Below are 14,837 nucleotides of genomic sequence, written 5' to 3'. Positions count from 1 at the left end.
ACCAGAACCAGCAGATTCGGAGCAGACACAGTGGCAGGCACCCTCCCCGTCCCGATCGAGTTCTCGCTGCCGGACGGCTGGCGATCGGTTCCGCCCGACCAGGTCGGCACCCCGGACGCCGCGTTTGTCGCGCTGAATCCCGCGTCGGCACGCGAAGGGTTCACCGCGAACATCACGATCACCGGCGAGCTGCGCGAGGACGACGTCGCGCTCACGGCGGTCGGCGACGAGGCCGTGGAGAAGCTGCGCGCGGCCGGCGCCCAGGGCGTGCAGCTCGGGCGGCGCAACGAGGTCGGCTCGGCTGAGAACCCCGGGCTCACGCAGGCGGTGAAGCTGACCGTCGGGCTCAAGGGCAAGCAGGTGGATCTCGTGCAGTTCCAGGTGTTCCTGGCGATGCGCGACCAGCAGGACCCGCAGCGGCGGGCCGTGCTGCACGTGGTGCTGTCGGCGTTGCTGGAGAACCAGTTCGAGCACGTGATCGACGACTTCCAGAAGTTCCTCACCACCGTCAAACCGGAGCAGGCGGCATGAACGACACCGCGCGGCAGCTGCTGGCCCGCATCGAAGCGATCGACGCGGCCGCGACCGACAACCGCCTCCGGGCCGAGGCGTACCAACGGGTCGCCGACGAGCTCAAAGACGCCATGGGCAGCGCCACGTCGCCGGATGGCGTGGTCACCGTGGTCGCCGGGCCCGGCGGCGCGATCGCCTCGGTCACCTTCAGCGAACGCGCCCGTGAGACCGATCCCGCTGTGCTGTCTTCCGACGTCCTGCGCGCGATCGGCGAAGCGCAGGCCGCGGCCGCGCGGATGCAGGCCGACGTCGTCCGTCGCGGCCTCGGCAGCACGGAGTTCCTCGACCGCGTGCTCGACTCCGACGAACAGCTCTTCGGCGCTCCTCGCCCGACCTCGGTGGCACCGCCGCCGCGCCCGCCGGTTCGCGAAGTGCCGCCGGAGGACGAGTTCGACGACTTCTCCGTGTACGACCAGGAATCGACCCGGTGAGCGTCGCTCTGATCCTCGTGATCGTCGTCGGCGGCACGCCCTTGGTCGCGGCCGCGGTGGCGTGGTCCGTCGTGGACGAGCTGTTCTCTCCGGCCGGTGTGTTCGCCCGGCCGCCCGAAGCGTTCGAGGCGCGCGAGATCGTGAGCGGGACGCACCGCGGGCGCCCGTTCGAGTTCACCTTTCCCCGTTCCGTCTGGACCTAGAGGAGGCAAACAGTGTTGCGTCGGGTGGTTGTCGCCGTGTGCGGAATCGCGTTGGTGGCCGGGTGTTCCGCGCACGTGGAGGTGCAGCGGCGGGTGGCGAAGGCCGATCTGGAGAAGGGGATCGCCGACGCGCTGCAGAGCTCGTTCGGGCGGCGGCCGGACTCGATCACCTGCCCCGGCCCGATCGACGCGAAGGTCGGGCAGCAGATGCGCTGCGAACTGGCCGACGGGTCCACGAAGTACGGCCTCACGGCGACCATCCACACCGTGAACGGCAGCGACGTCCGCTACTCGGTGAAGGTCGACGACCACGCCGTCGGCAATTGAGATGACACACCGGCCCGCGCGGGCGCACACTCCAGCCATGGATTGACGCCCGCGTGGACCGCCCGTTTCCCCTCGTCACCCGAACATCCCCAGACGAGAGGAGACCCAGTCATGATCATCGAAGGCCCGCGCGTCCGCCTGCGCCCGCTCACGCGGGACGACCGGCAGCGCGCCCAGGAAATCCTGTCCACGCCCGAAGTCGCGCGGTGGTGGGGCGAAACCGTGCACGAGGTCGAAAGGCTCCTCGAGGAGGAAGCCGGCTTCTCCAGCTACGCCATCGAGCTCGACGGCGAGGTCGTCGGCCTCATCCAGAGCTGCGAGGAGCTCGACCCGCAGTACCGCCACGCCGGCATCGACATCGCCGTCGCCCCGAGCCACCACGGTCGCGGCCTCGGCCCGGAGGCCATCCGCGTGCTCGCCGCGCACCTGTTCGCCCAGGGCCACCACCGCCTGACGATCGACCCGGCCGCCGCCAACGACAAGGCCGTGCACGTGTACACCAAGCTCGGCTTCCGCCCCGTCGGCCTGCTGCGCCAGTACGAACGCGGCCCCGACGGCACCTTTCACGACGGCCTGCTGATGGACCTGCTGGAAGGTGAGCTCAGGTAACCGGCAGCTGCTGCGAAAGCCGGTCGGCGATCTTCTGCACCACGGGCGCGATGCTCGCCACCGCGTCCGCGGTCAGCCGGCCGGACGGGCCGGACACGGACACTGCCGCGGGTACCGGCATGCCGGGGACCGCGACGGCGATGCACCGGACGCCGAGCTCCTGCTCGGCCTCGTCCAGTGCGTAGCCCTGGGCAGCGATGCGCGTGAGCTCGGTGGCGAGCGAAGAAGGGTCGGTGAAGGTGTGTTCGGTGTACGCGGGCATGCCGGTGCGCGCCAGGAGCGCCGCGACGTCGTCGGCGGGCAGCTGCGCGAGCATCGCCTTGCCGACTCCGGTGCCGTGGGGCAGCAGGCGCCGGCCGACCTCGGTGAACATGCGCATGGAGTGCTTGGAGGGCACCTGGGCCACGTACACGACCTCGTCGCGTTCCAGCACGGCGAGGTTGGCCGTCTCGCCGACCTCCTCGACGAGCTCGACCAGCAGCGGCCGCGCCCACGAGCCGAACTGCATGCTGGCGTTCTCGCCGAGGCGGATGAGCCGCGCGCCGAGGGCGTAGCGGCGGTTGGTGTTCTGCCGGACGTACCCGAGGTCCACCAGCGTCCGGATCAGCCGGTGAATGGTCGGCATGGGCAGCCCGGACAGGGTCGCGAGCTCCGACAGGCTGGCCTCCCCACCCGTGTCCGCGAGGTGCTCCAGCAGCTCGAACGCACGCTGCAGGGACTGGACGCCGCCGTCCCGTCCGCCTTTTTCAGCCGCCACCGGTGGTCCTCCTCACAGGTCCTCTTCTTCCGAGCGTTTGAGCTTCCGCTATGCAGAAACTATAGTCCGTCAGGTAAAAACCGTAGGGACGTTATCCAAAGAACGACTCGGGGTGTTTCGCATGTCTGAAGTCCAGGTCCTCGGCGGCTCGGTGGAGCGCGGCGACGAGATCCTGACGCCGGAAGCCCTCGCCTTCCTGGCGGGGCTCCACGACGCCTTCGCGGCGCGCCGGGACGAGCTGCTCGTGGCCCGCGGCAAGCGCCGCGAAGAGGCCCGCACGACCGGCCGGCTCGACTTCCTGCCGGAGACCAAGGAGATCCGCGAAGGCGACTGGAAGGTCGCCGAGGCGCCGCCGGCGTTGCGCGACCGCCGCGTGGAGATCACCGGTCCCACCGACCGCAAGATGACCATCAACGCCCTCAACTCCGGCGCCAAGGTGTGGCTCGCCGACTTCGAGGACGCCAACACGCCGCACTGGGCCAACGTCGTGTCCGGCCAGGTCAACCTGTCCGACGCCATCCGCGAGACGATCACGCTGGAGAGCGGCGGCAAGAGCTACGCGCTCAAGCCCGACGTCGAGCACGCCACCATCGTGGTCCGCCCGCGTGGCTGGCACCTCGACGAGCGCAACCTCACCTTCGGCGGCCGCCAGGGCGTCGGCGCGCTGGTCGACTTCGGCCTGTACTTCTTCCACAACGCGGCCGAGCTGCTCAAGCGCGGCAAGGGCCCGTACTTCTACCTGCCGAAGATGGAGAGCCACCTCGAGGCGCGGCTGTGGAACGACGTGTTCACCCACGCCGAGAAGGCCCTCGGCATCGAGCACGGCACCGTCCGCGCCACCGTGCTGATCGAGACGATCCCGGCCGCGTTCGAGATGGAGGAGATCCTCTACGAGCTGCGCGAGCACGCGTCGGGCCTCAACGCGGGCCGCTGGGACTACCTGTTCAGCGTGATCAAGTACTTCCGCGACGCCGGCGAGAAGTTCGTGCTGCCGGACCGCAACTCGGTGACCATGACCGCGCCGTTCATGCGCGCGTACACCGAGCTGCTCGTGCACACCTGCCACAGCCGCGGCGCGTTCGCGATCGGCGGCATGGCGGCGTTCATCCCGAGCAAGGACCCGAAGGTCAACGAGGGCGCGTTCGAGAAGGTCCACGCCGACAAGGCCCGCGAGGCGGCCGACGGCTTCGACGGTTCCTGGGTCGCGCACCCCGGCATGGTCGCCCTCTGCAAGGAGGAGTTCGACAAGGTCCTCGGCGACAAGCCGAACCAGCTCGACCGCACCCGCGACGAGGTCAGCGTCACGGCCGACCAGCTCCTCGACGTCGCCTCGACGCCGGGCAGCGCCACCGCGGCCGGCCTGCGCGCCGCCGTCGAGGTCGGCATCCGCTACATCGCCTCCTGGCTGAGCGGCAACGGCGCGGCGGCCATCCACAACCTCATGGAGGACGCGGCCACGGCCGAGATCTCCCGTTCGCAGGTGTGGCAGTGGGTCAAGAACGGCACCACGCTCGACACCGGCGACAAGGTCACCGCCGAGCTCGTGCGCGGCGTGCTGGCCGAGGTCCGCGGCGAGCTGTCGGCCGAGGTCAAGGAAGACGTGCTCACCCCGGCCGTCGAGCTGTTCGAGCAGGTCGCGCTGGCCGACGAGTTCCCGGACTTCCTCACGCTCCCGGCGTACGAGCACATCAAGTAATGGCGGACGGCCGGCTCACCGAGGACGTCTACACCGCCGCCGACGCACGCCTGGCCGAGGCCGACGCGCGCGTCGCGGCGCTGTACCCCGGTGAGCCGCCGGGCCGCCGGCCCGTGCACACCGTGTACGTGCCGGCGTCCCAGTACCGCACCCGCCTGGTCGCCGACTGGGGCAAGCAGGCCATGCGCGTGTTCGTCGAGCACGGCGACGTGCTGGGTCTTGACGCGGACGTCGCCGAGCGCGTGCGCACGAAGCTGCTCACCGAGCCCATCGAAGACCTGCGCATCGACTTCGAGGACGGCTACGGCCACCCGGGCGACGAGGCGGAGGACGCCGCCGCGCTGTCGGCCGGCCGTGTCCTGGCAACCACGGGCGGCACCCCGTTCGTGGGCATCCGCTTCAAAAGCTTCGAACCCGCCACCCGCCGCCGCGGCATCCGCACCCTGGACCTGTTCCTGAACGGTTTGCTCACCAACGGCGACCTCCCCGACGGCTTCGTCGTCACCCTGCCGAAGGTGACCGCCGTCGAACAGGTCTCCGTGGCCGCCGACGTCCTCGGCCAACTGGAGGCCGCCTACGGCCTGCCCGAAGGCACCCTGCGCTTCGAGGTCCAGATCGAGACCGCCCAGTCCATCCTCGCCCACGACGGCACCGTGTCGGTCGCCCGCATCATCCAGGCGGCCGACGGCCGCTGCTCCGGCCTGCACTACGGCACCTACGACTACAGCGCCGGCCTCGGCATCGGCGCCGCCTACCAGAGCATGGCCCACCCGGCCGCCGACTTCGCGAAGCACCTCATGCAGGTCGCCGCCGCCGGCACCGGCGTCCGCCTCTCCGACGGCTCCACCAACCGCCTCCCCCTCGGCGACGACCTCCCCGGCGCCTGGGCCGAACACCTGCGATTGGTCCGCCGCTCCCTGGAAAACGGCTTCTACCAGGGCTGGGACCTCCACCCGAACCAACTGCCGACCCGCTTCGCCGCCACCTACGCCTTCTACCGCGAAGGCTTCCCCACCGCCGCAAAGCGCCTCAGCGACTACGCGTCCCAATCCTCGACCGGCGTCCTCGACGAACCGGCCACCGCCGCCGCCCTCGCCCACTACCTCCTCGGCGGCCTCCACTGCGGCGCCCTGGACCCGGCCGAACTCCCCTTCGACGCCGCCACCCTCGACCGCTACACCCGCCGCCAAGCCTGACCACCCCACCCCAACGCGGCGTTGGTTGCGCCGAGCGCACCGAATGCCGCATTGGGTGCGTTGAGCGCACCGAACGCCACATTGGGCCGCTCTGGTCGCCACCCAACCGCCGGTCGCCTACCCAACTCACGACTCACCCGGGCCGCGCAAACCCCACGAACCGCCGCCCACCCACGCGACGGAACCTGCACCCAGCCCCGCCCCGGCACCCCGATCCGAAGCCTCTTTGCGGCCGGCGAGGCGTTGTCAAGGCACGCTTTCCCGCCTTGACAACGCCTCACCGGCCGTCAACACAATCCAGCTTCGGGGTGCACCCCCAACGCAACACGCCCTGCGAGGACCAAGAACCCCTCACACCCCACGCCACACCTCGCGAGGACCAACACCCCACCCAACACCCCGCGAGGACAACAACCCACCCCAGGTAGGCTCCCTGCCGTCTTTCTGGTGTGGGGTGGGAAAGGAAAACGCGACACCATGTCTCAACAATCGGCGACTCAACCGACACAACCCGAAACCCTCGAATTCCAATCCGAGGCCCGCCAGCTGCTCCAGCTGATGATCCACTCGATCTACTCGAACAAGGACATCTTCCTCCGCGAGCTCATCTCCAACGCCTCCGACGCACTGGACAAGCTCCGCCTCGAGACCTACCGCGACAAGGACCTCGAAGCCGACACCGCCGACCTCCACATCGAGCTGACCCTCGACAAGGACGCCCGCACCCTCACCGTCCGCGACAACGGCATCGGCATGTCCCGCGACGACGTGGTGAACCTCATCGGCACCATCGCCAAGTCGGGCACCGCCGAGTTCCTCCGCAAGCTCAAGGAATCCCAGGACGCGGCGGGCTCGCAGGACCTCATCGGCCAGTTCGGCGTCGGCTTCTACTCCAGCTTCATGGTCGCCGACAAGGTCACCCTGACCACGCGCAAAGCCGGTACCGCCGACGGCGTCCGCTGGGAATCCGAAGGCGAGGGCACCTACACGATCGAACCGGTCGCCGACGCCCCGCAGGGCACCGCGGTCACACTGCACCTCAAGCCGGCCGACGACGAGGACCACCTCTTCGACTACACGTCGGAGTGGAAGGTCCGCGAGATCGTCAAGCGCTACTCCGACTTCATCACCTGGCCCGTCCGGATGGCCAAGCAGCCCAGCCCCCTGGCCGCCGCCGAAGAAGCCACGGAAGAAGCCGCCGACGAAGACGCGAAAGAGCCTGCCGCGCCCGAGTTCGAGACCGTCAACTCCCGCAAGGCCCTCTGGGCCCGCCCCTCGTCGGAAGTCTCCGACGAGGAGTACCAGGAGTTCTACAAGCACATCAGCCACGACTGGAACAACGCCCTCGAAACCGTCCGCATGCAGGCGGAAGGCACGTTCGAGTACCAGGCACTGCTCTTCATCCCGGCGCAGGCGCCGATGGACCTGTTCATGCGGGACGCGAAGCGCGGTGTGCAGCTGTACGTGAAGCGCGTGTTCATCATGGACGACTGCGAAGCGCTGATGCCGAACTACCTGCGCTTCATCAAGGGTGTCGTCGACGCGCAGGACCTCTCGCTCAACGTCTCGCGCGAGATCCTGCAGCAGGACCGCCAGATCCGTGCGATCCGGCGGCGGCTGGAGAAGAAGATCCTCTCCACGATCAAGACGATGATGACCGAGGACGCCGAGAAGTACGCGACGTTCTGGCGCGAGTTCGGCCGCGCGGTGAAGGAGGGTCTGCTCGACGACCCGGAGAACCGCCCGGCCATCCTGGAGATCTCGTCGTTCGCGTCCACGAACCACGCGGAGAAGCCGACCTCGCTGCGTGACTACGTCTCGCGGATGAAGGAAGGCCAGGAGCACATCTACTACCTCACCGGTGAGTCGCGCACGGTGATCGAGAACTCGCCGCACCTGGAAGCGTTCCGCGCCAAGGGCTACGAGGTCCTCATCCTCACCGACCCGGTCGACGAGATGTGGGTCGACGGCGTGGGCGGGTTCGAGGAGAAGTCGTTCCAGTCCGTGGCCAAGGGCGAGGTCGACCTCGGCGGCGAGGAGACGTCCGACGAGCAGAAGGCCGAGTACGCGGACCTGCTCAAGTGGATGTCGGCGACGCTCACCGACAGCGTCAAGGAGGTTCGCCTGTCCTCGCGGCTGACCACCTCGCCGTCGTGCATCGTCGGCGACTCGGGTGACATGACGCCGACGCTGGAGAAGATGTACCGCGCGATGGGCCAGGAGATGCCGCAGATCAAGCGGGTCCTGGAGCTCAACCCGGACCACGCGCTGGTCTCCGGGCTGCGCAAGGCGTTCGCGGACAACCCGGCCGACGGTTCGCTGGCCGAGACGGCGGAGCTGCTGCACGGCATGGCGCTGCTGGCCGAGGGCGGCGAGCTGGCCGACCCGGGCCGGTTCCTGAAACTGGTCGCCGACCGGGCCGCGAAGGCTCTCTGACCACGAGTCCGTGAAGGGCGCCTGGTTCCCAGAAGGTGCCCTTCACGGCCGTTCAGGACTCCGAGGTCAGGGCCAGGTAGACGTCGACCTGCGCGACGAAGTCCGTGAGGTCCACGCCGAGCAGCTCGGCGGCGCGGCCGATGCGGTAGCGCAGGGTGTTCACGTGGATGTGCAGGGTTTTCGCCGCGCGCGTGGGGGAGCCGGAGCACTCCAGGAACACGCGCACGGTGCGCACGAGATCCGAATGCTGCTCGGCGTCGTAGTCGAGCAGTGGGCCGAGCAGGCGCCGGCGCAACGCGGCGCGCAGGTCGGTGGACGTGCCGGCGAGCAGCAGCTGGTGCACGCCGAGCGCGGCGGCGGGCACGACCACCACGTCACCTTGCCGGTCCGCGGCAAGGGAAAGCGCGTGACGCGCCACTTCGAACGCACCGCGTGACTCCGCCGCGGGCACGGGATCGCTGACACCGGCGAGGATCCGCGTCGCGCGCAGCAGCGGCTCCACTGTGTACAGAGCAGTCACCGCGTCGCCGGCCCAGCCGGCGGGCCAGGAACCGTCGTCGGCCACGAGCGCGAGCGCCTCCGTGTGGTCGCGGCTGCCGGTCGGCGTGATCGCTTTCCCCGTGGTGGCCAGGAGTTCGGCGAGCACCTCGTCGGCTTCCGCGCTGTCTTCCGTGCGCAGCGCGACCGCGCGGACGTTGCCGCCGAGCGGCGCCGGCGACGGACGCGACCGCGCGCGAGCCAGCCCGACGAGCCCGGCCAGCTCCTCGGCGAGCTCCGTCTGCGCGGTGCTCAGCGGTCCGTCCACGGCGAGCAGCCACGGCACCGCGTGGCGGCTCTCCACCGGCAGTACGGTGAGGCCGCCCGCCGCCGTGGGCCGGGCGCGGGCGGCGGCGAACTGGCGCACGGGCTCGGCCGCCGACACCGGCAGCGGTGCCGTGCCGGCCACCACGCGGGGCACGCCCGAGAGGACCCAGCACGCCGTGCCGAGCTCCTCGGCCGCGCGGGCCAGCAGGTCTTCCAGCGGCGCGTCCTCCGCGGCGGCGGTAAGCAAGCGTTTGCGCGCCCCGTCGGCGGCGGCCGCGAGCGCCAGCACCACGCGTTCGGTGATCACGGCGAACGACAGGTCCGGCGGCACTTCCAGCAGCGGGACGCCGTGGCGCGCGCACGTGTCGATGACGTCTTCCGGGATGCCGCCGGCGTCCGCGCCCGACGCGGCCAACGCGGCGGCGCCCCCGGCTGCCAGCGCGGCGACGAACGGCTCCGCGTCACCCGGCGTGCGCCACCACAGCAGCCCGGACAGCACGAGCTCGCCCGCCGTCAGGTAGCGGCCCGGGTCGGGCAGCTCGGTCACGTAGATCCGCGTGACGGCGCGGTCGAGCAGGTCCTCGGCGGTGCTCGGGTGCGGGCGCAGGCCGGGCAGGCCCAGCAGGGTTCTCACGGTCGTCATCAGGCTTGTAGGAAAGCACAAACGGGTGGTCTTCCGCTGGGGCGGCTTTCATGGCGGGGCACCGTTGCCGCGCGAGCGGGTTCGGCGTGTACTGGGACATCAGGCCGAGGGGAGGAGCTCGAGCGTGGATTTCCTGCGACCTGCCGATCTGGGCGAGGCGCTGGCCGTGAAGGCCGAACGCCCCGACGCGGTGCCGATCGCCGGCGGCACGGACGTGATGGTGGAGCTGAACTTCGACCACCGCCGCCCGGCCGCGCTGCTCGATCTCACCGGTGTCGCTGAGCTGGCCGAGTGGTCCACTTCGGACGGGACTCTTCCGGAAAGCACCGTCCGGCTCGGTGCGGCCGTGTCTTATTCGCGCGTGATCACCGAGCTGGGTGAACCTTTGCCCGCATTGGCGATGGCCTCGCGCACGGTCGGCTCGCCGCAGATCCGCAACCGCGGCACGGTCGGTGGCAACCTCGGCGCCGCGTCACCGGCCGGCGACACGCACCCGGTGCTGCTCGCGCTCGGCGCGCGCGTCGAGGTCGCGTCCGTCCGGGGGACGCGGGTGCTGCCGGCGGAGGAGTTCTATCTCGGCGTGAAGCGCAACGCGCTGGAGCCCGACGAGCTGATCACCGCCGTCCACCTGCCCGCGCACGCGGGTCCCCAGCAGTTCGCGAAGGTCGGCACGCGAAACGCGATGGTGATCGCCGTCTGTTCCTTCGCGGTGAACCTGCGGCCTGCGAAGCGGGAGGTCGGCGCCTCGGTCGGGTCCGCCGCACCCACCCCGCGCCGGGCCCGCGCGGCCGAGGAATTCCTGGCCGCGGAGCTGCCGTGGGACGCGCCCACGGCGTTGGCCGACTCCTTGAAACGACGCTTCGGCGAGCTCGTGGCCGAGGCCGCCGCACCGATCGACGACGTCCGCGGCAGCGCGGACTACCGCAGACACGCCCTGGCCGTGCTCGCTCGGCGCACGCTGACCTGGGCCTGGGACGAACACCGGGGGAGTGAGCGCACGTGCGCGTGAACGTGACCGTCAACGGCGAGGCCCGCGAGGCCGACGACGTGTGGGAAGGCGAGAGCCTGCTCTACGTGCTGCGCGAGCGGCTCGGCCTGCCGGGTTCGAAAAACGCCTGTGAACAGGGCGAATGCGGGTCCTGCACGGTGTACCTCGACGACGTGCCGGTGTGCTCGTGCCTCGTCGCGGCCGGTCAGGTCGAGGGCCGCTCGGTGCGCACCGTCGAAGGGCTGGCCGACGGCGACAAGCTGGACCCGGTGCAGCAGTCCTTCGTGGACAACGGCGCCGTGCAGTGCGGCTTCTGCACCCCCGGTCTCGTCGTCGCGGCCCACGACCTGCTCAACCGCGTGGCGCAGCCCAGCGACGAGGAAATCCGCGAGGCGCTGGCCGGGAACCTCTGCCGGTGCACGGGGTACGAGAAGATCCTCGACGCCGTGCGGGCCGCCGCTGTCGCGAAGAGCGGTGTCGCATGAGGACGGTCATCGAGAACGCCGCGATCGCCACCGTCAGCGGCCCCGAATATGGCTCGGGCTACGTGCTCGTGGACAACGGCGTGATCGCCGAAGTCGGCGAAGGCACCTTCACCGGCGACGCCGAGGAGCACGTGGACGCGTCCGGCTGCCTCGTCACGCCGGGCCTGGTCAACACCCACCACCACCTCTACCAGTGGGCCACGCGCGGGATGGCCGCCGACCACACGCTGTTCGAGTGGCTCGTCGCGCTCTACCCCGTGTGGGGCCGGCTCGACGCGGACATCACGCACGCCGCGGGCACCGCCGGGATGGCGCGGCTCGCGCTCACCGGGTGCACGACCCTGGCCGACCACCACTACGTCTTCCCCCGCGACGGCGGCGATCAGGTCGAGGCGCTCGTCGCGGCCCGGCAACGCGTCGGCCTGCGGCTGCACCTGGTTCGTGGCTCGATGGACCGCGGCGAGTCCGACGGTGGTCTGCCGCCGGACAACCTCGTGGAGGGCACCGACGCCGCACTGGTCGGCACGGAGGCGGTGATCGACCGGTTCCACGACTCGTCGCCCGACGCGCACCTGCGGATCGCGGTCGGCCCGTGCTCGCCGTTCTCCGTCACCGAACGGCTGATGACCGGTGCGGCCGACCTCGCGCGCCGCAAGGGCGTCCGGCTCCACACGCACCTCGCCGAGACGCTCGACGAGGAACGCCAGTGCCTGGCCGAGGTCGGCTGCACGCCCGCCGAGTACGCGGACAAGCTCGGCTGGCTGGCGAGCGACGTCTGGCTCGCGCACACCATCCACCTCTCGCCCGACGCGATCCGCCGCTTCGGCGCCACCGGCACGGGCTCGGCGCACTGCCCGACGTCCAACGGCCGCCTCGGCGCGGGCATCGCCCCCGTACGCGACCTGCTGGACGCCGGCGCGCCCGTGGGCCTCGGGGTCGACGGCGCCGCGTCCAACGAGTCCGGCGGGCTCGGCGAGGAGCTGCACCAGGCGTTGCTGCAGGCTCGCCAACGCGGCGGGCCGACCGCGCTGACCACCCGGGAAGCGTTGTGGCTCGGCACGATGGGCGGCGCTCGCTGCCTCGGCCGCGACGCCGAGCTGGGCTCGGTCGAGGCCGGCAAACTCGGCGACCTCGCCGTGTGGGACCTGACGGGGCTCGAATACGCGGGCATCACCGACCCGGTCGCCGCGCTCGTGCTGGGCGCGACCCCGCCGTTGGCGCGCCTGCTCGTGGGCGGCCGGACCGTCGTGGAGCACGGCACGCTGCGTGAGGAGGACGAGTCCGCGATCGCCCGCGACCTGGCCGCCGCGAGCGCCCGGCTGGGGGAGGACCGATGACGACGACCACCACTACGACTTCGTCAGCCACTGTCAACGGCGTCGGCGCCAACGCGCCGCGGCCCGACGGCACGGTGAAGGTGCGCGGCGAGTTCGCGTATTCCTCGGACCTGTGGCACGAGGACATGCTGTGGGGCGCGACCCTGCGCAGCCCCCACCCGTACGCGCGGATCACCGGGATCGACCTCACGGAAGCCCTTGCCGTGCAAGGGGTTTACGCGGTGCTGACCCACGAGGACGTGCCCGGCGTCAACCGCTACGGGCTGGAGCACGCCGACCAGCCGGTGCTCGCCGACGAGGTCGTGCGCTACGAGGGTGAGCCCGTGGCGCTCGTGGCCGCCGACCACCCGGAGACGGCGCGGCGGGCGATGAAGCGGATCAAGGTGACGTATGAGGAGCTGACGCCCGTCACCAGTTCCGAGGCGGCGGTGAACGGCGAGGGTCTTTCGCTGCACCCCGACGGCAACGTGGTGCGTCACGTGCGGATCCGGCGTGGTTCCGAGGATGTCCGGGCCGACGTCGTGGTGTCCGGCGTGTACGAGGTCGGCATGCAGGACCAGGCCTTCCTCGGCCCGGAGTCGGGGCTCGCGGTGCCCGACACGGTCGGCGGCGTGGACCTGTACGTCGCGACGCAGTGGCTGCACGTGGACCAGCAGCAGATCGTCGCGGCGCTCGGGCTGCCGGTCGAGCAGGTGCGGCTGACGCTCGGCGGTGTCGGCGGCGCGTTCGGCGGCCGCGAGGACCTGTCGATGCAGGTGCACGCGTGCCTGCTCGCGCTGCACACCGGCAAGCCGGTGAAGATGGTCTACAACCGCGAAGAATCGTTCTACGGCCACGTGCACCGCCATCCGGCGAAGATGTACTACGAGCACGGCGCCACCTCCGACGGCCGGCTCGTGTACGTCCGCGCGCGCCTTTTCCTCGACGGCGGCGCGTACGCGTCGTCCACCGGCGCGGTGGTGGCCAACGCGGCGACGCTGGGCGTCGGACCGTACACAGTGGACAATGTGGCGGTCGACTGCTGGGGCGCCTACACGAACAACCCGCCGTGCGGCGCGATGCGGGGCTTCGGCGCGGTGCAGGCGGCGTTCGGGTACGAGTCGCAGATGGACAAGCTGGCCGCCGCGTGTGGCCTCGACCCGGTCGAGCTGCGCATCCGCAACGCGATGACCGAGGGCGCCGTGATGCCGACGGGCCAGGTCGTGGACTCGGCCGCGCCCGTCGCCGAGTTGCTGGAACGGCTGCGGGCCCGGCCGCTGCCCGCGTCGCGCTCGTTCGACCTGCGCCACCTGCCCGGCGGCGTCTCCAACACCACGCACGGCGAGGGCGTGGTGCGTGGCGTCGGGTATGCCGTGGGGATCAAGAACGTGTGTTTCTCCGAGGGCTTCGACGACTACTCCACCGCGCGCGTGCGCCTGGAGCTCGTCGGTGGCGAACCCGCGGCCACCGTGCACACCGCGGCGTGCGAGGTCGGGCAGGGGCTCGTGACGATCATGCAGCAGATCGTGCGCACCGAGCTCGGCGTGGAGCAGGTGACCGTGCTGCCCATGGACACCTCCATCGGCAACGGCGGGTCGACCTCGGCGTCCCGCCAGAGCTACGTGACCGGCGGCGCCGTGCAGGCCGCGTCCGCCGCCGTGCGCGCCCGCGTCCTGGCCTCCGCCGGCCTGCCTTCCGGCACCCGCGTGGCCGGCGGCAAGCTCGTCGCCACCGACGGCGTGGTGCTGGCGGATCTCGCCGCCGTGCTGGGCACCTCGGCGTTCGACGAAACGGTCGAGTGGCGCCACCGCCCCACGTATCCACTCGACCCGGTCACCGGCCAGGGGACCGCCCACGTGCAGTACGGCTTCGCCGCCCACCGCGCCGTCGTCGACGTCGACGTGGAGCTAGGCCTGGTGAAGGTCGTCGCCCTCGACTGCGCCCAGGACGTCGGCCGCGCGCTGAACCCGCAGGCCGTCCTCGGCCAGATCCAGGGCGGCTCCGCCCAGGGCCTCGGCCTCGCCGTCATGGAGGAAATCCAGGTCGACGGCGGCCGCGTCCGCAACCCCTCCTTCACCGACTACCTCATCCCCACCGTCCTCGACATGCCCCCGATGTCCATCGACGTCCTCGAACGCCCCGACCCCCACGCCCCCTACGGCCTCCGCGGCGTCGGCGAACCCCCCACCATCTCCTCCACCCCGGCCATCGTCTCCGCCATCCGCGCCGCGACGGGTCTGGCACTGACCCGGGTGCCGGTCCGCCCGGAACACCTGACGGGGACGTAGGGCCCGGCGAATTCGCTGGTGGCGCACTGACGGGCGGTCGCACACCTTGGACCCTGGGCCCGTGCGACCATCGCCGCGGGACCAC

14 protein-coding genes are annotated in these 14,837 nt (G+C 70.9%); 12 read left to right on the top strand and 2 right to left on the bottom strand.

The window, feature by feature from the left end; translation table 11 throughout:
• Positions 1-30 precede the first annotated feature (30 nt).
• From ACFY1H_RS20010 to ACFY1H_RS19990, 5 genes are all read left to right on the top strand, one after another.
• Positions 31-531, top strand: a complete 501-nt coding sequence (locus tag ACFY1H_RS20010) for a hypothetical protein (RefSeq protein ID WP_386948221.1) — start codon at positions 31-33, stop codon at positions 529-531.
• Positions 528-1,004 carry a YbaB/EbfC family nucleoid-associated protein gene (locus tag ACFY1H_RS20005; protein ID WP_366580831.1) on the top strand — a complete coding sequence of 159 codons (477 nt, stop codon included), beginning with the start codon at positions 528-530 and terminating at the stop codon, positions 1,002-1,004. The genes ACFY1H_RS20010 and ACFY1H_RS20005 overlap by 4 nt, the downstream gene beginning before the upstream one ends.
• The gene (locus tag ACFY1H_RS20000) at positions 1,001-1,207 is read left to right on the top strand and encodes a hypothetical protein (protein WP_366580833.1); all 207 of its coding nucleotides are present in this window, start codon (positions 1,001-1,003) and stop codon (positions 1,205-1,207) included. Before ACFY1H_RS20005 ends, ACFY1H_RS20000 begins: the two co-directional genes overlap by 4 nt.
• A gap of 12 nt (positions 1,208-1,219) precedes the next feature.
• On the top strand, positions 1,220-1,534 hold the full coding sequence (locus tag ACFY1H_RS19995) for a DUF4333 domain-containing protein (protein ID WP_366580835.1): 315 nt from the start codon (positions 1,220-1,222) through the stop codon (positions 1,532-1,534).
• Positions 1,535-1,645: 111 nt separating this feature from the next.
• Positions 1,646-2,143 carry a GNAT family N-acetyltransferase gene (locus ACFY1H_RS19990; protein ID WP_386948216.1) on the top strand — a complete coding sequence of 166 codons (498 nt, stop codon included), beginning with the start codon at positions 1,646-1,648 and terminating at the stop codon, positions 2,141-2,143.
• On the opposite strand, the gene ACFY1H_RS19985 is transcribed toward ACFY1H_RS19990, so the two are convergent.
• Positions 2,136-2,900 carry an IclR family transcriptional regulator gene (locus ACFY1H_RS19985; RefSeq protein WP_366580839.1) on the bottom strand — a complete coding sequence of 255 codons (765 nt, stop codon included), beginning with the start codon at positions 2,898-2,900 and terminating at the stop codon, positions 2,136-2,138. The two genes, ACFY1H_RS19990 and ACFY1H_RS19985, sit on opposite strands and share 8 nt — an antisense overlap.
• A gap of 121 nt (positions 2,901-3,021) precedes the next feature.
• Here ACFY1H_RS19985 and aceB point away from each other — a divergent pair, with 121 nt between their 5' ends.
• The 3 genes from aceB (at position 3,022) to htpG (ending at position 8,228) form a co-directional block, all read left to right on the top strand.
• A complete protein-coding gene (gene aceB / locus ACFY1H_RS19980; RefSeq protein ID WP_386948212.1) occupies positions 3,022-4,596 on the top strand; it encodes a malate synthase A in 1,575 nt (524 codons plus the stop codon).
• On the top strand, positions 4,596-5,792 hold the full coding sequence (locus ACFY1H_RS19975; protein ID WP_386948209.1) for a DUF6986 family protein: 1,197 nt from the start codon (positions 4,596-4,598) through the stop codon (positions 5,790-5,792). The genes aceB and ACFY1H_RS19975 overlap by 1 nt, the downstream gene beginning before the upstream one ends.
• Positions 5,793-6,269: 477 nt before the next feature.
• Positions 6,270-8,228, top strand: coding sequence for a molecular chaperone HtpG (gene htpG, locus ACFY1H_RS19970; protein ID WP_386948207.1), 1,959 nt, complete (start codon positions 6,270-6,272; stop codon positions 8,226-8,228).
• A gap of 52 nt (positions 8,229-8,280) precedes the next feature.
• Here htpG and ACFY1H_RS19965 read toward each other — a convergent pair whose 3' ends face one another.
• Positions 8,281-9,675, bottom strand: a complete 1,395-nt coding sequence (locus ACFY1H_RS19965; RefSeq protein WP_386948204.1) for a PucR family transcriptional regulator ligand-binding domain-containing protein — start codon at positions 9,673-9,675, stop codon at positions 8,281-8,283.
• A gap of 124 nt (positions 9,676-9,799) precedes the next feature.
• Between ACFY1H_RS19965 and ACFY1H_RS19960 the strand changes: the two genes are divergently transcribed.
• From ACFY1H_RS19960 to pucD, 4 genes are read left to right on the top strand one after another with little or no spacing between them, the layout of a single operon-like run.
• Positions 9,800-10,684 (top strand): xanthine dehydrogenase family protein subunit M, encoded by an 885-nt coding sequence (locus tag ACFY1H_RS19960; RefSeq protein WP_366580849.1) that lies wholly within the window; start codon positions 9,800-9,802, stop codon positions 10,682-10,684.
• On the top strand, positions 10,675-11,148 hold the full coding sequence (locus ACFY1H_RS19955; RefSeq protein ID WP_366580851.1) for a (2Fe-2S)-binding protein: 474 nt from the start codon (positions 10,675-10,677) through the stop codon (positions 11,146-11,148). Before ACFY1H_RS19960 ends, ACFY1H_RS19955 begins: the two co-directional genes overlap by 10 nt.
• Positions 11,145-12,485, top strand: coding sequence for an 8-oxoguanine deaminase (locus ACFY1H_RS19950; RefSeq protein ID WP_386948199.1), 1,341 nt, complete (start codon positions 11,145-11,147; stop codon positions 12,483-12,485). The genes ACFY1H_RS19955 and ACFY1H_RS19950 overlap by 4 nt, the downstream gene beginning before the upstream one ends.
• The gene (pucD, locus tag ACFY1H_RS19945) at positions 12,482-14,752 is read left to right on the top strand and encodes a xanthine dehydrogenase subunit D (RefSeq protein WP_386948196.1); all 2,271 of its coding nucleotides are present in this window, start codon (positions 12,482-12,484) and stop codon (positions 14,750-14,752) included. Before ACFY1H_RS19950 ends, pucD begins: the two co-directional genes overlap by 4 nt.
• Positions 14,753-14,837: the final 85 nt, after the last annotated feature.

It is taken from the genome of Amycolatopsis sp. NPDC001319, from assembly GCF_042896185.1.
GTDB lineage: Bacteria > Actinomycetota > Actinomycetes > Mycobacteriales > Pseudonocardiaceae > Amycolatopsis.
The sequence above is the reverse complement of the archived record's forward strand: the minus strand, read 5'-3'. Positions and strand labels throughout refer to the sequence as shown.